At 72.0% G+C, this 20,425-nt stretch carries 17 protein-coding genes; 7 read left to right on the top strand and 10 right to left on the bottom strand.

Translation table 11 applies throughout. The features are described 5' to 3' along the window. Window position 1: 1 nt before the first annotated feature. From OG611_RS20325 to OG611_RS20305, 5 genes are all read left to right on the top strand, one after another. Entirely contained in the window at window positions 2-949 is a 948-nt protein-coding gene (locus OG611_RS20325) for a carbohydrate ABC transporter permease (protein ID WP_266422044.1), read from the top strand. A gap of 6 nt (window positions 950-955) precedes the next feature. After that, window positions 956-1,984: an NAD(P)-dependent oxidoreductase gene (locus OG611_RS20320; protein WP_266422041.1), complete on the top strand. Its 1,029-nt coding sequence runs from the start codon at window positions 956-958 to the stop codon at window positions 1,982-1,984. Between the two features lie 8 nt (window positions 1,985-1,992). Further along, window positions 1,993-3,048, top strand: coding sequence for a dihydrodipicolinate synthase family protein (locus OG611_RS20315; RefSeq protein ID WP_266422038.1), 1,056 nt, complete (start codon window positions 1,993-1,995; stop codon window positions 3,046-3,048). After that, window positions 3,032-4,054 carry a hydroxyacid dehydrogenase gene (locus tag OG611_RS20310; protein ID WP_266422036.1) on the top strand — a complete coding sequence of 341 codons (1,023 nt, stop codon included), beginning with the start codon at window positions 3,032-3,034 and terminating at the stop codon, window positions 4,052-4,054. The genes OG611_RS20315 and OG611_RS20310 overlap by 17 nt, the downstream gene beginning before the upstream one ends. Window positions 4,055-4,201: 147 nt before the next feature. Then, window positions 4,202-5,050 carry a fumarylacetoacetate hydrolase family protein gene (locus OG611_RS20305; RefSeq protein WP_266422033.1) on the top strand — a complete coding sequence of 283 codons (849 nt, stop codon included), beginning with the start codon at window positions 4,202-4,204 and terminating at the stop codon, window positions 5,048-5,050. 18 nt (window positions 5,051-5,068) lie between these two features. Here the strand turns inward: OG611_RS20305 and OG611_RS20300 are convergent, their stop codons facing one another. From OG611_RS20300 to OG611_RS20280, 5 genes are all read right to left on the bottom strand, one after another. Continuing rightward, entirely contained in the window at window positions 5,069-6,760 is a 1,692-nt protein-coding gene (locus tag OG611_RS20300) for an NAD(P)/FAD-dependent oxidoreductase (RefSeq protein WP_266422030.1), read from the bottom strand. Window positions 6,761-6,809: 49 nt separating this feature from the next. Beyond that, window positions 6,810-7,607 carry a carbon-nitrogen hydrolase family protein gene (locus OG611_RS20295; RefSeq protein WP_266422027.1) on the bottom strand — a complete coding sequence of 266 codons (798 nt, stop codon included), beginning with the start codon at window positions 7,605-7,607 and terminating at the stop codon, window positions 6,810-6,812. Between the two features lie 208 nt (window positions 7,608-7,815). Continuing rightward, window positions 7,816-8,271, bottom strand: coding sequence for an Lrp/AsnC family transcriptional regulator (locus OG611_RS20290; RefSeq protein ID WP_189543760.1), 456 nt, complete (start codon window positions 8,269-8,271; stop codon window positions 7,816-7,818). A gap of 110 nt (window positions 8,272-8,381) precedes the next feature. Then, on the bottom strand, window positions 8,382-9,839 hold the full coding sequence (locus OG611_RS20285) for an aldehyde dehydrogenase family protein (protein ID WP_266422024.1): 1,458 nt from the start codon (window positions 9,837-9,839) through the stop codon (window positions 8,382-8,384). Window positions 9,840-10,037: 198 nt separating this feature from the next. Beyond that, window positions 10,038-11,504 (bottom strand): GuaB1 family IMP dehydrogenase-related protein, encoded by a 1,467-nt coding sequence (locus OG611_RS20280; protein ID WP_266422022.1) that lies wholly within the window; start codon window positions 11,502-11,504, stop codon window positions 10,038-10,040. A gap of 307 nt (window positions 11,505-11,811) precedes the next feature. Between OG611_RS20280 and OG611_RS20275 the strand changes: the two genes are divergently transcribed. Continuing rightward, a complete protein-coding gene (locus tag OG611_RS20275) occupies window positions 11,812-12,834 on the top strand; it encodes a terpene cyclase (protein ID WP_266422019.1) in 1,023 nt (340 codons plus the stop codon). A 100-nt stretch (window positions 12,835-12,934) separates the two neighbouring features. Here OG611_RS20275 and OG611_RS20270 read toward each other — a convergent pair whose 3' ends face one another. From OG611_RS20270 to fmt, 4 genes are all read right to left on the bottom strand, one after another. After that, a complete protein-coding gene (locus tag OG611_RS20270) occupies window positions 12,935-13,951 on the bottom strand; it encodes a sugar-binding transcriptional regulator (RefSeq protein WP_093541023.1) in 1,017 nt (338 codons plus the stop codon). Between the two features lie 152 nt (window positions 13,952-14,103). Then, window positions 14,104-14,787, bottom strand: a complete 684-nt coding sequence (gene rpe / locus OG611_RS20265) for a ribulose-phosphate 3-epimerase (protein WP_266422017.1) — start codon at window positions 14,785-14,787, stop codon at window positions 14,104-14,106. A 191-nt stretch (window positions 14,788-14,978) separates the two neighbouring features. Then, entirely contained in the window at window positions 14,979-16,412 is a 1,434-nt protein-coding gene (locus tag OG611_RS20260; RefSeq protein WP_266422014.1) for an RsmB/NOP family class I SAM-dependent RNA methyltransferase, read from the bottom strand. 73 nt (window positions 16,413-16,485) lie between these two features. Then, window positions 16,486-17,418 (bottom strand): methionyl-tRNA formyltransferase, encoded by a 933-nt coding sequence (gene fmt / locus OG611_RS20255; protein ID WP_266422012.1) that lies wholly within the window; start codon window positions 17,416-17,418, stop codon window positions 16,486-16,488. Between the two features lie 229 nt (window positions 17,419-17,647). On the opposite strand from fmt, the gene OG611_RS20250 reads away from it, so the two are divergent. Beyond that, window positions 17,648-18,196: a hypothetical protein gene (locus OG611_RS20250; RefSeq protein ID WP_266422009.1), complete on the top strand. Its 549-nt coding sequence runs from the start codon at window positions 17,648-17,650 to the stop codon at window positions 18,194-18,196. A 63-nt stretch (window positions 18,197-18,259) separates the two neighbouring features. Here the strand turns inward: OG611_RS20250 and OG611_RS20245 are convergent, their stop codons facing one another. Then, the gene (locus OG611_RS20245; RefSeq protein ID WP_266422006.1) at window positions 18,260-20,404 is read right to left on the bottom strand and encodes a primosomal protein N'; all 2,145 of its coding nucleotides are present in this window, start codon (window positions 20,402-20,404) and stop codon (window positions 18,260-18,262) included. Between the last annotated feature and the right edge of the window lie 21 nt (window positions 20,405-20,425).

The raw sequence follows: 20,425 nt of genomic DNA, 5'->3' as shown, positions 1-20,425 counted from the left end.
CATGACCGCAGCACCCGCAGAGACCGAGACCCCGCCCGTGCCGAAGGCCCCCGCGGCTCCCGGCCGGGCCGCGCGCCGCGCCGAACGCAAACTGCGCAAGCTCTCGGAGCAGGACACCGTCCCGTACGGCATGCGGCCCACCCGGGCCGGCCGGATCGGCCGCGCCGTGCTGCTGACGGTGGCCGCGCTCGTGACGGTCTTCCCGTTCTACGCGATGGTCGTGCTCTCCCTGAAGCCGTCCGCGGCCGTCGAGTTCCCCGGCAGTCTGCTGCCGTGGCCGCTGACCGGCGAGGCGTACGACACCGTCATGAACTCCCAGGACGTGCCGCGCTGGCTGTTCAACACGCTGATCTACTCGGTCGTCTCGGTCGTCGGCGTGCTGCTGCTCGCCTCGCTCGCCGGGTACGCCTTCGCCAAGAAGCGCTTCCCGGGCCGGGAGACGATGTTCTGGTCGTTCCTGTCGATGGTGATGGTCCCGTACCACGTCACGATGATCCCGACCTTCGCGATGATCGCGAAGCTGGGCGGCGTGGACACGTACTGGGGTCTGATCGTGCCGACCCTCGCCAACGCCCAGGCGGTGTTCCTGATGCGGCAGTTCATCCAGGGGCTGCCGGACGAACTCTTCGAGGCGGCCCGGCTCGACGGCTGCAACGAGTGGCAGATCTTCTACCGGATCGTGCTGCCGCTGCTGAAGCCGATCCTGGCCACGCTCGGCGTCTTCGTCTTCCTGTGGCACTGGAACGACTTCCTGTGGCCGCTGGTCATCGGCCAGTCCACCGACATGCGCACCCTCACCGTCGGCATCGCCTCGCTCCAGCAGCAGAACGTGCCGCTCAATGTGGTGCTCTCCGGCTCCGTCATCGCGTTCGTGCCCATCTTCGCCGCGTACATGGTGGGCCAGCGCTACTTCACCGAGGGCGTCACCGCGTCCGGAATCAAGGGATAGCCACCAATGTTCACCGATGAGGCCGCACTCGAAGAGCGGCTCGCCACCCCCTCCCCCGCGCTCGTCGCCGATCTCGGCCGCCTCGAAGGCGATCTGCTCGTGCTCGGCGCCGGCGGCAAGATGGGCCCCAGCCTGTGCCGGCTAGCCCGCCGGGCGCTGGACGCCGCGGGCCGCCAGGACGTGACCGTGTACGCGGTCTCCCGCTGGTCCGACAAGGCCGCCGCCGACGAGCTGGAGGCCGCCGGGGTCTCCACCGTGGCCTTCGACCTGATGGACCCGGCCGCCGATCTGGCCGAACTGCCGGACGCCGGGAACATCGTCTTCATGGTCGGCGCCAAGTTCGGCTCCGCCGGGGCCCCCTCGCACGCCTGGGCGGTGAACGCCGCGATGCCGGACCGGGTGGCGCGCCGCTGGTCGGGGGCGCGGATCGCCGCGTTCTCCACCGGCAATGTGTACCCGCTGGTGCCGGTCTCCTCCGGCGGCTGCACCGAGAGCGACCCGGTCGGCCCGGTCGGCGAGTACGCCATGTCGTGCCTGGGCCGGGAGCGGATCTTCGGCCACGCGGCGCTGACCCGCGGCACCAGGGTCGCCAACATCCGCCTCAACTACGCGGTGGACCTGCGCTACGGCGTCCTCGCCGACATCGCCTACCGGGTACAGGCGGGCGAGCCCGTCGATGTGACGACCGGTCACGCCAATGTGGTGTGGCAGGGGTACGCCAACGAGGTCGCCCTGCGCTCGCTGCTGCACGCCACCGACGGCGAGGCGTTCACCCTCAATCTCACCGGCCCCGAGACCGCTTCGGTGTGCCGCATCGCCCAGTGGTTCGGCGAGGAGTTCGGCAAGGAGCCGGTCTTCGCCGGCGAGGAGGCGCCCACCGCGCTGCTCTCCGACGCGAGCCGCTGCCACGCGCTGTTCGGCTACCCGGACGTCGCCCTGCGCACCCTCGTCGAGTGGCAGGCCGACTGGCTGCGCCGCGGGCTGCCGCTGTCCGGCAAGCCCACCAAGTTCCAGGTCCGTGACGGAAGGTTCTGATCCACTCCATGTCCACTCCCTCCCTCGTGTCGACCCCCGCCCTGGACGCGCTCGCCCACGGTGCCGTGATCCCCGCGCACCCGCTCGCCCTGCACGACGACGGCTCCTTCGACGAGCGCCGGCAGCGTGCGCTGACCCGCTACTACCTCGCCTCGGGCGCGGGCGGCGTCGCCGTCGCCGTGCACACCACCCAGTTCGAGATCCGCGAACCGGAGGTCGGCCTGTTCCGGCCGGTCCTGGAGCTCGCCGCCGAGACGATCGACGCCGAGGCCGGTCGGCCGTTCATCAAGGTCGCCGGTGCCTGCGGCTACACGGCGCAGGCCGTCTCGGAGGCCGAGACCGCCGCCGAGCTCGGCTACGACGCGGTGCTGCTCAGCCCGGCCGTGCCCGGTGCGGACGAGAAGGGGCTGCTGGAGCGGGCGCGGGCGGTCGGCGAAGTGCTGCCGGTGATCGGCTTCTACCTCCAGGAGGCCGTCGGCGGACGGTATCTGTCGCCGCGCTTCTGGTCGTCGTTCACCGATCTGCCGAACACCGCCGCGGTGAAGATCGCCCCGTTCGACCGCTACCGAACCGCCGACGTCGTACGCGCCGTGGCCGCCGCGGACCGGGCCGACGAGGTGGCGCTGTACACCGGCAACGACGACGACATCATCGGTGATCTGCTCACCCCGTACGAGACGGCGGGCGGCACACCGCGCTGGTTCGCGGGCGGGCTCCTCGGCCAGTGGGCCGTGTGGACCGGCTCCGCGGTGACGCTTCTGGACGACGTCCGCAGGGCACGCGGCGGGGACCACGAGGCGATGGTGCGCTGCCTGGCCCGGCGCCCCGAGCTGACCGATGCCAACAGCGCGGTCTTCGATGTGCGCGGCGCGTTCCGCGGCTGCATCGCCGGGGTGCACGAAGTGCTGCGCCGACAGGGCCTGTTGGCGAACATCCGGTGCCTGGACCCGGCCGAGACGCTCTCGCCCGGACAGGCCGAGGAGATCAGCCGGGTGGCCGCGGCCTACCCTTGGCTGACCGATGACGCCTTCGTTGCGGAGCACCTCGATGCCTGGCTCTCCTGATCCTGCCGACCGCTCCCGGGTGGTCGTCGCCGTACCACCGGACCTGCGGGCCCAGTTCTTCACCGCCGAGGTGTGGCGGGAGCTGGAGCAGGCGGCCGAACTCACCGTCGTCGACGACCACTCCGACCGGGCGGCGGTCGCGGCCGCGCTGCCCGGGGCCCGCGCACTGGTCACCTCGTGGCGGGCGCCCCGGGTGGACAGCGAACTGCTGTCCCACGCCGACCGGCTGGAGCTGGTGGCGCACACCGGTTCGGCGGTCGCGCCCTATGTCACCGAGGAGGTGTTCCGGCGGGGCATCCTGGTCACCCAGGCCGGTGACGAGATGGCCCGCCCGGTCGCCGAGGTGGCCCTCGCGTTCACGCTCTCGCTGCTCCACCGCGTCCACCGTTTCGACCACGCGCTGCGGGGCGGGCAGGAGTGGGCGGCGGCGAGCGAGGCGCCGCCGCGCCACGAGATCCACGGCAGCGACATCGGCGTGATCGGTGCCTCCCGCACCGGGCGTGCCTACATCGCCCTGGTACGGGCGATGGGCGCGCGGGTCGGCGTCACCGACCCGTACCTGTCCGATGCGGACGCCGAGGCGCTCGGCGTGGAGTCCGTACCCCTGGAGACGCTGCTCTCGCGCAGCAGAATCGTGGCCGTGCACGCCCCGGTCACCGAGGAGACCCACCGGATGATCGGCGCCGAGCAGCTGGCGCTGATGCCGGACGGGGCGGGCCTGGTGAACACCGCCAGATCGTGGCTGGTGGACGAGGACGCGCTCCTCGCCGAGCTGGCCCGGGGCCGGCTGGACGCGGCGATCGATGTCTTCGACGACGAGCCGCTGCCCACCGGCCACCCCTTCCGTTCCCTGCCGAACGTGCTGCTCACCCCGCACCAGGCGGCGGGCAGCGTCGAGTGCCGGCAGCGGCTCGGCGCCAGTGCGGTCGACGAGGTGCTGCGTCTGCTCGCCGGACACCCGCCGGTCCACGCCGTCTCCGCCGACGCCCTCGCCCGCCTGCACTAGGGAGTGTTTTAGAAGTCCCGTCTGTCTCGCGGGGTCTGAGACCGACCGGCAATTGGGGGCGGCGTCGCGGATCATGGCCGGACAGGCCCTGCTGCGACAAGGCCCCAGAGAGCCCCAACCCCCGTACCGTTCAGGAGATTTCACTTCATGCGACTGATGCGCATCGGCGAGCCGGGCCACGAGCGCCCGGTCCTCGTCTGCCCCGAGGGCCGTCACTACGACCTGTCCGGCATCACCGACGACATCGACGGCGCGTTCCTCGCCGCGCTCGCCGACAATCCGCACCTGGTGCCCGCCGAGCCGGTGCTCCCGGAGATCGACATCACCGGTCAGCGGATCGGCGCGCCCGTGGCCCGGCCCTCCGCGCTGCTCTGCATCGGCCAGAACTACGCCGCCCACGCGGCGGAGTCGGGTGCCGAGCCGCCCGAGCAGCCGATCCTCTTCTACAAGTCGCCGAACACCGTCGTCGGCCCGTACGACGACGTCCTGATCCCGCGCGGCTCGAAGAAGACGGACTGGGAGGTGGAGCTGGCCGTCGTCATCGGCCGGCGCGCCTCCTACCTGGACTCCCCCGCCGACGCCGCCGCACACATCGCGGGCTACGCCGTCAGCAACGACGTCTCCGAACGCGCCTTCCAGCTGGAGGAGTCGGGCGGTCAGTGGTCCAAGGGCAAGAGCTGCGCCACGTTCAATCCGCTGGGCCCGGTGCTGGTGACCGCCGACGAGGTCGGCGACCCGCAGCGGCTGCGGCTGCGCAGCTACGTCAACGGCGAGCCGCGGCAGGACTCCAGCACCGCGGACATGATCTTCAGCGTGGCGCATCTGGTGCACCATCTGTCGCAGTACCTGGTGCTGGAGCCCGGTGACATCGTCAACACCGGTACCCCACAGGGCGTGGCGCTGTCCGGCCGCTTCCCCTACCTGGGCCCGGACGACGTGATGGAGGTCGAGATCTCGGGCCTCGGCCGGCAGCGCAGCGTCTGCCGGCCCGCGTAACGGAAGCCGCAAGACGGCTCAGTCCTCCGGGAGTTCGACCGGGGCGATGTCGTCGAAGACGTCGCCGGGGCCGGGGTTCGTCGCATCGGTCGCGCCGCCGAACTGGGTCATCACGCCCCAGACGGCGTTGAGCGCGGTCTGTACGGCGCCCTCGGCCCATCCGGCCGTCCAGGAGATGTCGTCGCCCGCGAGGAACAGGCCCCGGCGGTCGGCGGGCAGCCGGTCCTGCATGAAGTGGGTGAACAGCCGCCGCTGGTAGCGGTAGTGGCCCGGCAGATTGGCCTTGAACGCCCCCATGAACCACGGCTCGTTCTCCCAGGAGACGGTCACCGGGTTGCCGATGATGTGCTTCCTGATGTCGACGTCCGGATAGATCTCGCCGAGCGACTTGAGCATGACGTCCATGCGCTCGTTCGGGGAGAGCGGCAGCCACTTCAGACTGTCGTCGCACCAGGTGTACGAGAGACAGATGACGGCGGGCCGGTCGGGGCCGTCGTCCAGCAGGTACGTCCCCCGGGTCATCCGGTCGGTGAGCGTCATCGACATGGTGTCCCGGCCCGTGGCCGCGTCCTTGTCCAGCCAGAACGGCCGGTCGACGGGCACGAAGAGCTTGGACGACTCCATGTAGTGGGTGCGCTCCATCGCCGTCCAGTGGTCGATCGGGAAGAGCGCGTCGTCGCAGTCGATCTTCGAGAGCAGCAGCCAGGACTGCCCGGTGAAGATCGCGGCCGGGTAGGTGCGGATGTCGCCGGTGGCGTCGGTGACGGTGATCCGGTTGCCGGCGGTGCGGTTCAGCCGGGTCACGGCGGGGCGCGGCTCGCCTTCGTGCAGCGAGGACAGGGACGTGCCGAGCGGCCAGTGGACGATCTTCTGCGGCTCGCGGTCCCAGAGCCGCAGCGGGAGCTGCTGGCTGCCGCCGACGATGCCGCGGTGGTGGTCGTCCGCCTCGGTGTAGACGACGCGGAGGATCTCCAGGATGGAGTTGGGGAAGTCGGTGTCCCAGCCGCCGGTGCCGAAGCCGACCTGGCCGAAGATCTCCCGGTGCCGGAACGACTTGAAGGCATCGGAGTCGCAGAGGAACCCGTAGAAGGTCTGGTTGTCGAGCTTCTGGACGAGCTCGGCCCAGATCTCCCGGATGCGCGGCACGTCGCGCTCGCGCATCGCGCGGTTCATGTCGGAGAAGTCCGCGCCCTCCTCCAGGCACCGGTTCCAGGCGTCCATCACATCGCGGTAGACCTGCGGCAGGTCGTCGATGGTCCGCGCGTAGTGCGACTCGCCCTTGAGGTCGACGACGGTCGACGGGGTGGCCGCGGAGAGCGGGTTGGGGAACGGCCTGGTCTCCAGGCCGACCAGGTCGATGTAGTGCTGGAGCGCGGTGGAGGACGGCGGGAACCGCATCGCGCCCATCTCGGCGGTGAGTTCCGGGTCGCATCCGTCGAACCCGACGGTGCGCAGCCGGCCGCCGATCTCGTCCGCCTCGTAGACGACGGGCTTGAGCCCCATCTTCATCAGCTCGTACGCGGCGACGATGCCGGAGAGTCCGCCGCCGATGACGGCGACCTCGGTGCCGTGCTCGGTCGCCGGTATCTGCCCGATGCCGGCGGGGTGCGCCAGGAAGTCGTCGTACGCGTAGGGGAAGTCCGGTCCGAACATGGTGATCGGCTCGGTGGCGTCGGTGTGCTGGACGGCGTTGGGCACCGTGGACGTCATGGGGCAGGGACTCCTTGCGCGAATGAAGGTGGAACGGAGGGGTGCGGGCTCAGACGAGGGAGCCGTACAGACCGGGGCGGCGGTCGTGCAGATACGGGTTGGCGGCGCGCGAGGCACTCAGGAAATCGGGGTCGACCTCGCCGACGACCAGTTCCTCGCCGCGTCCGGCGCGGGTGCGGACGGTGCCGTCGGGGCTGGCCAGGCAGCTCAGCCCGACGAACTCGAACTCGCCTTCCGGGCCGGTCCTGTTGACGTACGCCACGTACATCTGGTTCTCGAAGGCACGGACCGGCACGACGGACTCGGCGACGAACTGGAAGGGGTGCATCTGCGCGGTGGGCACCAGGAGCAGATCGGTGCCCGCGAGGGCGTGCGCGCGAACGTTCTCGGGGAACTCGACGTCGTAGCAGATCATGATCCCGACGCGTACGCCGTCCAGTTCGGCCTGGACCACGGTCTGCTCGCCCGGGGTGAACCACTCCTGCTCGAAGCCGCCGAAGAGGTGGGTCTTGCGGTAGTTCGCGAGCGCCGCCCCGTCCTCCCCGATGAGCTGCGCGGCGTTGAAGATCCGCTCGCCGGCGCGCTCCGGGTAGCCGTAGAGGACGGCGAGCCCGTGCCGTGCGGCGATCTCGCCGACGGCCAGGGCGGACGGCCCGTCGGCCGGCTCGGCCAGCCGGGGCACATCGGCCCCGATGGCGTATCCGGTCAGGAACAGTTCGGGGCAGACCAGCAGTCGCGCCCCGGCGTCGGCCGCCCGCCGTGCGGCTTCGCCGAGCGTCTCGATGTTCTCGTCCACGTGCCCGGGTCGTCCGGAGCTCTGGAGCAGGGCGGTGCGCAACGGCGGCATGGCTGACCTCGGACGGTGCGGGCGGGGCGGGGACGTATCGACGGTACGGTCCGCCGCTCGCGCCCGACAAGGCGCGACCGTTGCGCGTACACCGTCGATCCATTGCGCGCCGACGGCCGCCGACGGCGATTCATTGCGTGGGGCGTCGTCGCAGGTCAAAAGGGTGACCCAGGTCTCACGCGGGACAGCCGGCAGGCCCGCCCGGCACCTACTCCGGCGCGCCCGAGGAGTACCGGCGCAACAACGGCGACAGCACCAGCACGGACTTCGTCCGCTCCACGTACGGCTCGCCCGCGATCCTCTCCAGGACCTGCTCGAAGTGGCGCATGTCCGCGGCGAAGACCTGCACGATCGCGTCGGCCTCCCCCGTCACCGTGGACGCCGAAGCGATCTCCGGATAGCGCGCGAGCCCCTGCTTGATCGCCTCCGGCGAGGTGTTGCGGCTGCAGTAGATCTCGATGAACCCCTCGGTCTCCCAGCCCAGCGCCGCCGGGTCCACCCGGACCGTGAAGCCGGTGATGGCGCCCTCGGCGCGCAGCCGGTCCACGCGGCGTTTCACGGCGGGCGCGGACAGGCCGATCATCGCGCCGATGTCGGCGTAGGAGCGCCGGGCGTCTTCGGCGAGGGCGTGGACGATGCGTTCGTCGAGGTCGTTCAGGCGCACTTCGGGCGGGTCACTTCTCTGCGATGGCCGGTTTCGGGGGCGGCGCGGGCCGCCCCCGAAGTAGACCATGGCGCGCCCGGCAGGGCGCGCTGACCGCAGGGCGTGACCGGTCAGAACGGGAACCGCGAGCGGCCGTGCTGCACCGAGATCCACTTCTGGCTGGTGAAGGCCTCGACCATCGCGTCGCCGTTCAGCCGGCCGAGGCCGGAGCTCTTCTCGCCGCCGAAGGGGACGATCGGCTCGTCGTGGACCGTGCCGTCGTTGATGTGGATCATGCCGGTGTGGATGCGCTGCCCGACCCGTACGCCGCGCTCGATGTCACCCGTGTGCACCGCACCGCTCAGGCCGTACGGGGTGTCGTTGGCGATCCGTACCGCCTCGTCCTCGCCGTCGAACGGCACGAGGAGCGCGACCGGCCCGAAGATCTCCTGGGACAGGACGGGGGAATCGGCGGCCAGCCCGGTCAGCACGGACGGGCTCACCAGATTGCCGTCGGCCCGGCCGTGCAGCAGGGCCGTCGCACCGGCCGCCACGGTCTGCTCGACGAGCGAGGAAATGGCCTCGGCCTGCGAGGAGTTGATCAGCGGGCCGATCACGGTCTCCGGGTCGGCCGGGTCACCGACCGGCAGCGAGGCGACCTTGGCGACGAACTTCTCGGTGAACTCCTTCTCCACCGCCCGGTCGACCAGGATCCGGTTGGCGGCCATGCAGACCTGGCCCTGGTGCACGTACCGGCTGAACACGGCCGCGTCCACGGCGTAGTCCAGATCGGCGTCGTCGAGGACGATCAGCGCGCTGTTGCCGCCGAGTTCGAGCACGGCGCGCTTGAGGTTCGCCGCGCAGACCGTGGCGACGTGCCGCCCCACCTTGTCCGAGCCGGTGAAGGAGATGACCTGCGGAACGGGGTGCTCCAGCAGCGCGTCACCGATCTCGGCGATGTCGGTGACCACGACGTTCAGCAGGCCGGCCGGCAGTCCGGCCTCCTCGAACACCTTCGCCACCAGCGTGCCGCCGCAGACCGGGGTGTTCTGGTGCGGCTTGAGCACCACCGCGTTGCCGAGGGCCAGGGCGGGGGCGACCGACTTCAGCGACAGCAGGAACGGGAAGTTGAAGGGGCTGATGACGCCCACGACGCCGACGGGCACCCGGTAGACACGGTTCTCCTTGCCCTCGGTCGGCGAGGGCAGTATCTGGCCGGCGGGCCGCAGCGCGAGCTGGACCGACTCCCGCAGGAACTCCTTGGCGAGGTGCAGCTCGAAGGCCGCCTTCAGCCGGGTACCGCCCAGTTCCGCGACGATCGCGTCGCCGATCTCGGACTCGCGCTCCTCGACGATGCGCAGCGCCCGCTCCAGCACCATCCGCCTGGCGTACGGGTTGGTGTCGCCCCAGGCCCGCTGGGCGTCCTGCGCGGACCGGTAGGCCTGGTCCACCTCGTCGGCCGTGGCGACCGTGATCGAGGCGAGCTTCTCACCGTTGTACGGATTGAAGTCGATGATGTCCCAGGAGCCCTTGCCCGGCCTCCACTCTCCGTCGATGTACTGATGAGCCAGGTCGGTGAAGAAGGACATGAGATCCCTTACCACGGAGGAACGGGCAGCTGATTGGGCTTCATGTTACTTACATTCCAACGGGGTTGAAGCGGCTCACTGCGCTGTCCGGGGGCCGGAACCGGACATCCGCGCCATCCGGTGAAAGCACCCGAAAACGCCGGCGCCCCTCCGGGCCCGAACGGCCTGGAGGGGCACCGGCGTTGCGGTGCTTCGGGATCAACTCCAGCTGGCGTGCAGCGGCTTGCCCTCGGCGTATCCGGCGGCGCTCTGCACCCCGACGACCGCCTTCTCGGCGAACTCCGCCAGGGAGGCCGCGCCGGCGTAGGTGCAGGAGGAGCGGACGCCCGCGATGATCGAGTCGATCAGGTCCTCGACGCCGGGCCTGGCCGGGTCGAGGAACATCCGCGAGGTGGAGATGCCCTCCTCGAAGAGCGCCTTGCGGGCCCGGTCGTACGAGGACTCGTCCGAGGTGCGGTTCTTCACGGCGCGCGCGGACGCCATGCCGAAGGACTCCTTGTAGAAGCGGCCGTCGGCGGACTGCTGGAGGTCGCCGGGCGACTCGTACGTTCCGGCGAACCAGGAGCCGATCATCACGTTGGACGCGCCCGCGGCGAGCGCCATGGCGACATCGCGCGGGTGCCGGACGCCACCGTCCGCCCAGACGTGCTTGCCGTACTTCTTGGCCTCGGCGGCGCACTCCAGAACGGCGGAGAACTGCGGCCGGCCCACACCGGTCATCATCCGGGTGGTGCACATGGCGCCGGGGCCGACACCGACCTTGATGATGTCCGCGCCGGCCTCGATGAGGTCGCGCACGCCCTCGGCGGCGACGATGTTGCCCGCGACGATCGGGACGTGCGGGTCGAGCGCGCGGACGGCCCGGACCGCGCTGATCATGGACTCCTGGTGGCCGTGGGCGGTGTCCACGACGAGCGTGTCGACGCCCGCGTCGAGAAGCTGCTTGGCCTTGCCCGCGACATCGCCGTTGATCCCGACGGCGGCGGCGATCCGCAGCCTGCCGTCGGCGTCGGTGGCGGGGGTGTACAGGGTGGCGCGCAGGGCGGCCTTACGGGTGAGGATGCCGACGAGCCGGCCCTCCGCGTCGACGGCGGGGGCGAGCTTGCGGTTGGCACCGTCCAGCTTGTTGAACGCGTCGCGCGGATCGATGTCCGCGTCGAGCAGCACCAGGTCCTTGGACATGACCTCGGAGAGCTGGGTGAAGCGGTCGACGCCGGTCAGGTCGTGCTCGGTGACGACACCGAGGGGCCGCTGTTCCTCGTCGACGACGACGCCCGCGCCGTGCGCGCGCTTCGGCAGCAGCGACAGTGCGTCGGCGACCGTCTGGCCCGGGGCCAGCACGATCGGCGTGTCCAGCACCAGGTGCCGTGTCTTCACCCAGGAGATGACGTCGGTGACGACCTCGATCGGGATGTCCTGCGGGATGACGACGAGCCCACCGCGGCGGGCGATCGTTTCGGCCATCCGGCGGCCCGCGATGGCCGTCATGTTCGCGACGACGAGCGGGATGGTGGTGCCGGTGCCGTCGGGCGAGGAGAGATCGACACCCTGGCGGGAACCGACTGCCGAACGGCCCGGGACCATGAAGACGTCGTCGTACGTGAGGTCGTACGGGACCGAGGGGGACTCTGTGTAACGACCAGTACCGGGCTCAAGAAAACGCATAACGCTCATTTTTTCACACGAAACGGAGCAGGTCGCTTCCATGAAGACACAGCAAAGGACACCCGCTTTCGTATGTTCCTCCGAAGGAACCGGGCGGGAGTCCCGGGCAAGTGGAACCTGCCTTGCCCGCGGACCCTACCCGAGGAACGTTCGAATCATTCCCGATCATCTTCCCTGGACCTGGTGACAAAGGGTCGGGTAGCTTCAAAGCCGCAGGTCCCGTGGGTCTCGTCGACGCCCCGGAGGAACAGCCGGAAGGGTCACAACTTCCGTCACACGTACGACCGGAGAGGATCACGACCCACCCGTGGAGAGCGAACTGCCGGACATCTACTGCCCGTTCCCCCAGCGAACCAACCCGCACGTCGGGCACACCAGGGTCCACCTCGACGAATGGACGCGCAACACCGGTCTGGTGCACCGTGATTCGGCCAGGGACCGCTTCGCGCAGGCGGACTTCGGCTCATTCGTCGGCATGGTGTACCCGACCGCGGACAGCAAGAACCTCGACCTCGCCGCCGACTGGTTCGTATGGCTGTTTCTCGTCGACGACCAGCTCGACGACGGCCATCTCGGCCGCAGCCCGGAGCGGGTGCGGGACGTGGTCGAGCTGATGCGGACCGTCATCGAGGGCAACGCCCCGGCCCCGCTGCCGGACGGGCGGCTCCCCGCCGCCGTGATCGCCCTGGCCGATCTGTGGGAGCGGACGACGCCGACCGCCGCCGCGCACTGGCGCACCCGGTTCGGCTGGCACCTCACCACGTATCTCACGACGGCCACCACGTGGGAGGCGGGGAACCGGGCCGCCGGTGTGGTGCCGTCCGAGGAGACGTACATCGCCAAGCGCCGCCACACCGGTGCGATACATGTCTGCATGGACCTGATAGAGATCGTCGCCGGGATCGAGGCTCCCGAGTCGATCCACAACGACTCCCGGTTCATCACCGCGCTGGAAGCCTCGTGCAATGTCGTGTGCTGGGCCAACGACGTGTACTCGTACGAGAAGGAACAGGTGCTCGGCGAGATCCACAATCTCGTCCATCTGGTCCGGCACCATCGCGGCTACGGGGAGCGGCAGGCGCTCGAACACGTCTGCGCGGAGATCGCGGCGGAGACGGAGCGTTTCGTCACCGCCGAGGCCGAGCTGCTGGCCGCGTACCCGCAGCTGTCCTGGATGCTCACGCCGTATCTGGAGGGCATGCAGAGCTGGATGCGCGGCAACCTCGACTGGTCGCGGCAGACCCCGCGCTACAACCCGGCCGACGTGAGTCAGTACGAGGAGCCTGAGGAGTACCTGGAGGCGACGGTCCTGGGCGTGGTACGGGACTGAACCACCGGGCCGGACCCCGCCGCCCGGACGGGCGCACGCGCTGTCCGGGCGGTTCGGTGGCCGCCGTCCGCGGGGGCGGCGACGGCCGCCCCCGGACCGCTCAGTCCCCGTCCGGGTCGGCCCGCTCCAGCGCCGGCCGCTGCGGCGCCGCCGACTCGGTCAGCAGATAGTCGGCCGCCGCCGTGTCCGTCACCAGGCTGGTGACGAGCCCGGACCTCAGCACCGCCCCGATCGCCGCGGCCTTGCGCTGACCACCCGCGATCGCCACCACCTCGGGGATCCGGCGCAGCCGGTCGGCCTCGACCGTGATGCACCGCTCCCCCAGGTCCCGGCCGACCCGCCGCCCCTCGGTGTCGAAGAGGTGCGCCGACATCTCCGCCGCGACGCCGAGCGACGCGTAGTGCGCCCGCTCCTCGTCGCTGAGCATGTCGTGGACGGTGGAGATGCCCGGCTCCCAGGAGCCGATGGAGACCGCCGCGACCGTCACCTTGTCGAAGTAGTCGAAGGCGCGGGCGATACCGGTCTGGTGGCGCAGCGCGGCGGCCGTGGCCGGGTCGGGCAGCAGCATCGGCGCGTAGATGGGGTGGGCCTCGCCGCCGGACACCTGGGCGGCCCGCCGGACCGCCTCGACGGAGCCGCGCTCGGCCGTCCCCGCGTCGTACACCCCGGTGAGCTGCACGACCGTGCACGGCGGCAGCCGGTCGAGCGCCGCGGCCATGTGGATGGTGGACCGGCCCCAGGCCAGACCGAGCACATCGCCCTCGTTCACCAGTTCGCCGAGGAGATCGGCCGCGACCTCGCCCAGGTTCTCCGGGTCCGGTGCGTCGTCCTGCTCCTCGGCCGGGGATTCGACGACGACCGCGTGGCGCAGCCCGTAGCGGGCCCGGAGCGCGTCGGAGCGCTCGGCGTCCAGCTCGGCGGGGACGCGGATCTCGATCCGTACGAGGTCGCGCTCAAGAGCCGTCTCCAGGACCCGGGCCACCTTGAAGCGGCTGACGCCGAACTCCTCGGCGATCTGGATCTTCGACTTTCCCTCGAGGTAGAAGCGGCGGGCCATGGCCGCCGCCTGCACCAGCTCCGCGGGCCCCATCCGCAGGGCGGACCTGCCCGCCGACATTGCAGACACCGCGATCTCCTCACTGCTGTTCACACTCTCGATACGCCGTTCATCCTGTCAGATACGGCGTTCCCTGATCGGTCCCGTCGGACCGAGTTCATCTGCCCTTGGCCCGGCCGACCCGCGATCGGCGACGGGAGTCGGTGCCGGTGTCAGTGGCCGCACGCCCAGGCCGCCGAGGCGGTGGCCCCGTCGGCCTGGGCGCGCAGGGCCCGCACCGCTTCGGCCGGGTCCGTCGCCCCGTACACCGCCGAACCCGCGACGAAGACATCCGCACCGGCCTCGGCGCACCGCTCGATGGTGGACGCGGAGACACCGCCGTCGACCTGGAGCCACAGTTCGAGGCCGTGTTTGGAGATCAGCTCACGGGTGCGGCGGATCTTCGGCAGCATGATGTCCAGGAAGGCCTGGCCGCCGAAGCCCGGCTCCACCGTCATGATCAGCAGCATGTCGAGCTCGGGGAGCAGGTCCTCGTACGGCTCGATGGGCGTCGCGGGCTTGAGCGCCATGGAGGCGCGGGCGCCCTTGGCCCGGATCTCCCGCGCCAGCCGTACGGGGGCTGCCGCGGCCTCCGCGTGGAAGGTGACGGAACCGGCGCCGGCCTCGACGTACTGGGGAGCCCAGCGGTCCGGGTCCGCGATCATGAGATGGCAGTCCAGCGGGGTGTCCGTGGCCCGGCTGAGCGATTCGACGATCGGCACACCGAGGGTCAGATTGGGCACGAAGTGGTTGTCCATCACATCGACGTGGAGCCAGTCGGCGCCTTCGACCGCCTTCGCCTCCTCGGCGAGACGGGCGAAGTCGGCGGACAGGATACTGGGGTTGATCTGGGCCATGTCCCAAGCCTGCCATGTTCCGCGCCACTTCCCCGCCCCGGTGAGGGCCAAAGCCTCACGGGATCATTACAGTTCGCTCGATCCGGGCGCTCCGGCCGCACGATACGGGCGTTTCGGCCCGTGGCGGGCGCTTCGGGCGGCCCCAGCGGTGCACGGAACACGCCGGGGCCCCCGAGGCACGTCGGCCCGGTTCAGGCGGTACGCCGCAGCAGGGCCAGGTACATCGCGTCCGTGCCGTGCAGATGCGGCCACAGCTGGACGTCGGGGCCGTCGCCCAGCGCGGGCACGCCCGGCATCAGCGGGCGGGCGTCCACCCACTCGGCATCGACGGGCTGACCGCCCCGCCCCTTGAGCACGTCGTCGACGACGACCCGGGTCTCCGCGAGGTGCGGCGAGCAGGTCGCGTAGCCGACGATGCCGCCGACCCGTACGGCCTTCAACGCCTCGCGCAGCAGGCCGCGTTGGAGCGGCGCGAAGTTCTCCAGGTCCTCCTTGCGGCGCCGCCAGCGCGCCTCCGGGCGGCGGCGCAGGGCGCCGAGGCCCGAGCACGGCACGTCCATCAGGACCCGGTCGAAGCTGCCGTGCCGCCACGGCGGGCGGGTGCCGTCGGCGGTGATCACCTGGTACGGGCCGGGGTTGCCGGCCAGCGCGCGCTCGACGAGACGGGCCCGGTGCGGCTGCTTCTCGGCGGCGAGCAGGGCGGCGCCCCGTTCGGCGGCGAGTGCGGCGAGCAGGGCGGCCTTGCCGCCGGGTCCCGCGCAGCCGTCGAGCCAGCGGTTGTCGCCGCCCTCCACCGGTGCGTTGGCGAGGGCGGCGGCCACCAGCTGGCTGCCCTCGTCCTGGACCCCCGCGCGGCCCTCCTGGACGGCGGTCAGGGCGCCGGGCTCGCCGCCCTCCGCCATCCGCACGGCGTACGGCGACCAGCGGCCCGGCAGGCCGTTCCCGTCGCCGAGGGCGGTGAGCAGCTCGTCGGTGGTGGAGCGGCCGGGGCGGGCGACCAGGGTGACCTCGGGCCGCTCGTTGTCCGCTTCGAGGAGGTCCTCGATCCCGGCCCGGCCGCCGCCCAGCGCGTCCCACAGGGCCGAGACGACCCAGCGCGGATGCGAGTGCACGACCGCGAGGTGGTCCTCGGCGTCCTCCTCGTACGACGGGGCCACACGGGCCACCCAGCCGTCGAGGTCGTCCGCGGTGACCTTGCGCAGCACGGCGTTGACGAACTTGGCCCGCCCCTCGCCGAGCACCACCCGGGCCAGCTCCACGCTGGCGGAGACCGCCGCGTGGGTGGGGATACGGGTGCCGAGGAGCTGGTGCACGCCCATGTTGAGCACGTCCAGGACCGGCGGGTCGACCTCGCGCAGCGGCCGGTCGATGCAGGCCGCGACGATCGCGTCGTACGTCCCCTGGCGGCGCAGCGTGCCGTAGACCAGCTCGGTCGCCAGCGCCGCGTCCCGGTTGTCGAAGTCGCCCTTGGCGCGCGCCTTCTTCAGCAGCGGGGGCAGGACGAGGTTGGCGTACGCGTCCCGTTCGTCGACGGCCCTGAGGGCTTCGAAGGCGAGGAACCGGACCGGGTCCTTCTTGGGGCGGCGATGCGGTTTGGCGGGACGGCGACGCTGCTGGTCGTTCACGTGAAAGGTGCTCCGCTGATGGTGAGTGGACGAACCCTCCCAGCCTACGTCGCCGCCCCGGCCCCGGCGGGACTCAGCTCCCCAGCAGCTCGCCGTGGACGATCCGCACCCCGCGGGCCCAGTCCGCGGCCCGCATCGGCTTCTTGCCCTGCGGCTGGACCCAGAGCAGCTCGACCGCGTGCGATCCGGTGCCCACGTACACGTTGTTCTTGGCGGCCGACAGCTCGCCGGGAGCCAGATCGGCGCGGTCCAGGACGGGCACGGCCTGGATCAGCTTGAGGCGCTCCCCACGGAACAGCGTCCACGCGCCGGGAGCGGGCGTGCAGCCGCGCACCACGCGGTCGACCCGGAGGGCGGGTGCCGACCACTGCACCTGGGCGTCCTCGACGGTGATCTTCGGTGCGAGGGTGATGCCCTCCGCCGGCTGCGGCACTGCGTGCAGGGTGCCGTCCTCGATGCCGTCCATCGTCGCGGCGAGCAGCCCCGCTCCGGCGAACGCCAGCCGGGTGAGCAGGTCCCCGCTGGTGTCGGTGGGACGCACCTCCTCGGTGAGGACGCCGTACACCGGTCCGGAGTCGAGCCCCTCCTCGATCAGGAAGGTCGACGCGCCGGTCACCTCGTCCCCGGCCATGACCGCGTGCTGCACGGGGGCCGCGCCGCGCCAGGCGGGCAGCAGCGAGAAGTGGAGGTTGACCCAGCCGCGGGCGGGGACGCCGAGCGCCTCCTTGGGGAGCAGCGCCCCGTAGGCGACGACCGGGCAGCAGTCCGGGGCGATCTCGCGGAGCCGGGCGAGGAAGTCCTCGTCGCGCGGCCGGACGGGCTTCAGCACCTCGATACCGGCCTCCGCGGCGCGTTCGGCGACGGGGCTGGCGACCAGGCGGCGGCCCCGCCCGGCGGGGGCGTCGGGCCGGGTCACCACGGCGGCCACCTCGTGCCGGTCGGAGGCGATCAGGGCGTCCAGGGCGGGTACGGCTACCTCGGGGGTGCCTGCGAAGACGAGCTTCATGGGTGGCTGACTGCCTCTCGGGCCGAAACGTGCGGTGACGAGCAACGCACAAGTCTATGGGCCGGGCGGCCGGGGGGCGTACGCATGGCCGTGCGCCCCTTTGAAGGGCGCACGCGCCCCTGAAGCGTGACCAGATCCACAGCTGAGGCGTTGGTCAAGAGAGATTGACCGAAGCGAGCCGCCACGGTGCGGCCCGATCCCTTTCAACGCCGGTTCGAGAGGCTTCTTCATGGCCGACCACGCAACCCACGACGCCCAAGCGAGGGCCAGTCTGCATCTGTTGGTGCGGGACATCGAGCGGGTCCGGCGGCAGGTGGACGCGCTGCGCACGCTCACCGCCCAACTGGGCAACGTCTACCGTCCGCGCCGCTCCGGCCCGTCCACGGGCTTCGTCGTCTACGGCAGGGCCCCGGCCCCCACTGTCAGGCTGGCCCAGGAACTGCGCGACAGCGTCGAGACCCTGGTCACCGCCGCAGTCGACTTCGACCGCTCGCTGGGCTTCTCCTGGGACGCGGTGGGCTCCGCGCTCGGGGTCACCAAGCAGGCCGTGCACCGCCGCTACGGCGCACGCCGCAACGCCCGCCAGCCGGGGCCGGGCGAAACCGGCACGGAGGCCGGGGTGCCGCGCCCCCTGCCGGTCGTGCCCGGCTCCGGCAACGCGCCCGCGCTGCCCGCCGTACCCGCCGCACGCTCCATGCCGCCGCAGCCGTCGGCGGACCGCCCGTCGCTGCGTGAGGACCTGCGCCCCGGCGCCTTCCCCGGCCCACGCAACGGCTGACCACCCCGCCCTCTGCCCCGCCGCGCCCGACGCACGGCGGGGCAGCCTCATCTCCGCTGCCGGTCACCCGATGTCCGGCGGATCCACCCTGATCCGGACCTGCTCACCGCTCCCCCGGGACATCCGTGCCGCCTGCGCGGCCTTCAACGCGGCCGCCAGCGCCGCCCCGCTGCCCGGAGGCACCCTGAGCAGCGCCCGCTCCCAGGACTCCCCCGGCGGCGCTTCCCCGGGTCTGCGAGGCCTGCCCGGTCCGGTGACCGGCACCGGGACCGGGCCCAGCACCTCGGCCTCCGGCGGCAGCTCGGCCGCCGCGAGGAAGGCGGCCAGCGCCTCCGGCGTGCCGGTCACCGCGGCCATCCGGGACACCGGGGGGAAGCCGAGCTCGGCCCGTTCCGCCAGCTCACGGCGGGCGTGCCCGACCGGGTCCCAGCGCACCAGGGCCTGTACGGGCCGCAGCGTCGGCTCGGCGACGACCACCACCGTGCCGCCCTCCGGCTGCCCGCGCACCAGCGAGGCCGCGGCCGTCCAGCGGCGCAGCGCCTCCTCGCCCGCCCGCAGATCGGGGCGGCCGACCATCGCCCAGCCGTCCAGCAGCAGCGCGGCCGCGTAGCCGCCCTCGGCGACGGGCTCGGCGCCGGGGGTGCTGACGACCAGCGCGGGCACGTCCGGCACCGAATCGAGGATGTGGTCGCGGCCGGACGTCCGCACCGGCACGGCGGGAAACGCCCGGCCCAGCTCCTCGGCCGTCCGGCGGGCGCCGACGATCCGGGCCCGCAGCCGGTTGGAGCCGCAGGCGACACAGTGCCAGGCGGTCTCGGCCCGCCCGCACCAGGCGCAGTCGAGATCCCGCTGGTCCGGGGCCTGGAGCGGTCCCGCGCAGTGCCGGCACCGGGCGGGCTCGCGGCAGCGCTCGCAGGCCAGCCGCGGCGCGTATCCGCGGCGTGGCACCTGGACCAGGACGGGGCCGCTGCGCAACCCGTCCCGTACCGTCTGCCAGGCCAGGCTGGGCAGCCGCGCGGCCCTCGCGGCGCCGTCCCGCGCCAGCTCCCCGTCGCCGACCGTACGCACCAGGGGCGCCGCGATCCGCAGCTGCTCCCGGTCCGCGCGCAGCGGCAGCGCCCAGCCGCTCTCCACCAGCTGGGCGGCCTCCACCGTGCAGTTCGTACCGCCGAGCAGGAACGCGCAGCGGCCGTGCGCGGCCCGTAGTTCGAGCACCTCGCGGACGTGCGGGAAGGGGGCGTTGTCGTCGCTGTGGCTGGCGTCCCCGTCGTCCCAGACGGCAACCAGGCCGAGATCGGCGACCGGCGCGAACATCGCCGCTCTGGTCCCGACGACCGCCCGCACCGAGCCGCGCCGCACGGCGAGCCACTCCCGGTACCGCTTCTCCGGTCCGGAGTCGGCGGTCAGCAGCGCGTGGCGCCCCGGGCCGAGCAGCTCGGTGAGCGCGGCGTCCACCCGCCCCGCGGCCCGGCCGTCGGGGACGACGACGAGGGCGCCGCGCCCGGACGCGAGGGTCGCGGCCATGGCCCTGGCGATCTCCTCGGGCCAGTGGGGTCCGGGCAGCGCGGTCCAGACGGCCCGGGGCGCACCGCCCTCGGCCAGCGCCCGCAGGAAGGCCGGCCCCTGTGCGTACCGCTGCCAGCTCCCCGCCGACGGCGCGGGCGGCGGCGGCAGGGGCTCGGGCGAGGGCCTGGACTCGGCCCTGCCGTTCCGGGGCGGCACGGCGAGCTGGAGCACATCGGCGAGGCTGCCCGCGTAACGGTCGGCGACGGCGCGCGCGAGCGCGAGCAGCTCCGGGCCCAGCACCGGTTCGGGCGATACGACGTAGGCGAGCGCCGCTAGGGCGCCCGGGTAGTCCGATTCGGCGCGCCGCTCGACGAGGAAGCCGTCGATCAGCCCGCCGCCCTCGCGCCGGCCGCCGCGCACATTGCGCCCCCCGGCCCCGAAGCGCACCCGCACCCGGACGCCGGGCTGTGCCTCGGCGTCGAGCTCCTCGGGCACCGCGTAGTCGAAGTACTGGTCGAGATGGAGCACGCCCTTGTTGACCAGCACCCGGGCGACGGGCAGCTCCTTGGCGAGCGCGGCGCCGCGCCAGGTCCGCGGCTTGGCCCGCGGCACCTTGGCCTTGCGCACCGTCTCCCGAATCAGCGCAAGCTGCTCCGGGGCCCCGTCCCCGGGGTCCGCGGACCGCTCGTTGTCGCTGCTCACAGCCACATACCTACCAGACAC

The organism is Streptomyces sp. NBC_01363, from assembly GCF_026340595.1.
Classification (GTDB): Bacteria; Actinomycetota; Actinomycetes; order Streptomycetales; family Streptomycetaceae; genus Streptomyces.
This window is presented reverse-complemented; position numbering and strand designations above follow the sequence as displayed.

Bases quoted from the DNA above. Each gene is read 5' to 3' on its own strand.
- OG611_RS20325 (WP_266422044.1), top strand. From the start codon at position 2: ATGACCGCAGCACCCGCAGAGACCGAGACCCCGCCCGTGCCGAAGGCC.
- OG611_RS20320 (WP_266422041.1), top strand. From the start codon at position 956: ATGTTCACCGATGAGGCCGCACTCGAAGAGCGGCTCGCCACCCCCTCC.
- OG611_RS20315 (WP_266422038.1), top strand. From the start codon at position 1,993: ATGTCCACTCCCTCCCTCGTGTCGACCCCCGCCCTGGACGCGCTCGCC.
- OG611_RS20310 (WP_266422036.1), top strand. From the start codon at position 3,032: ATGCCTGGCTCTCCTGATCCTGCCGACCGCTCCCGGGTGGTCGTCGCC.
- OG611_RS20305 (WP_266422033.1), top strand. From the start codon at position 4,202: ATGCGACTGATGCGCATCGGCGAGCCGGGCCACGAGCGCCCGGTCCTC.
- OG611_RS20300 (WP_266422030.1), bottom strand. From the start codon at position 6,760: ATGACGTCCACGGTGCCCAACGCCGTCCAGCACACCGACGCCACCGAG.
- OG611_RS20295 (WP_266422027.1), bottom strand. From the start codon at position 7,607: ATGCCGCCGTTGCGCACCGCCCTGCTCCAGAGCTCCGGACGACCCGGG.
- OG611_RS20285 (WP_266422024.1), bottom strand. From the start codon at position 9,839: ATGTCCTTCTTCACCGACCTGGCTCATCAGTACATCGACGGAGAGTGG.
- OG611_RS20280 (WP_266422022.1), bottom strand. From the start codon at position 11,504: ATGCGTTTTCTTGAGCCCGGTACTGGTCGTTACACAGAGTCCCCCTCG.
- OG611_RS20270 (WP_093541023.1), bottom strand. From the start codon at position 13,951: ATGTCGGCGGGCAGGTCCGCCCTGCGGATGGGGCCCGCGGAGCTGGTG.
- rpe (WP_266422017.1), bottom strand. From the start codon at position 14,787: ATGGCCCAGATCAACCCCAGTATCCTGTCCGCCGACTTCGCCCGTCTC.
- fmt (WP_266422012.1), bottom strand. From the start codon at position 17,418: ATGAAGCTCGTCTTCGCAGGCACCCCCGAGGTAGCCGTACCCGCCCTG.
- OG611_RS20250 (WP_266422009.1), top strand. From the start codon at position 17,648: ATGGCCGACCACGCAACCCACGACGCCCAAGCGAGGGCCAGTCTGCAT.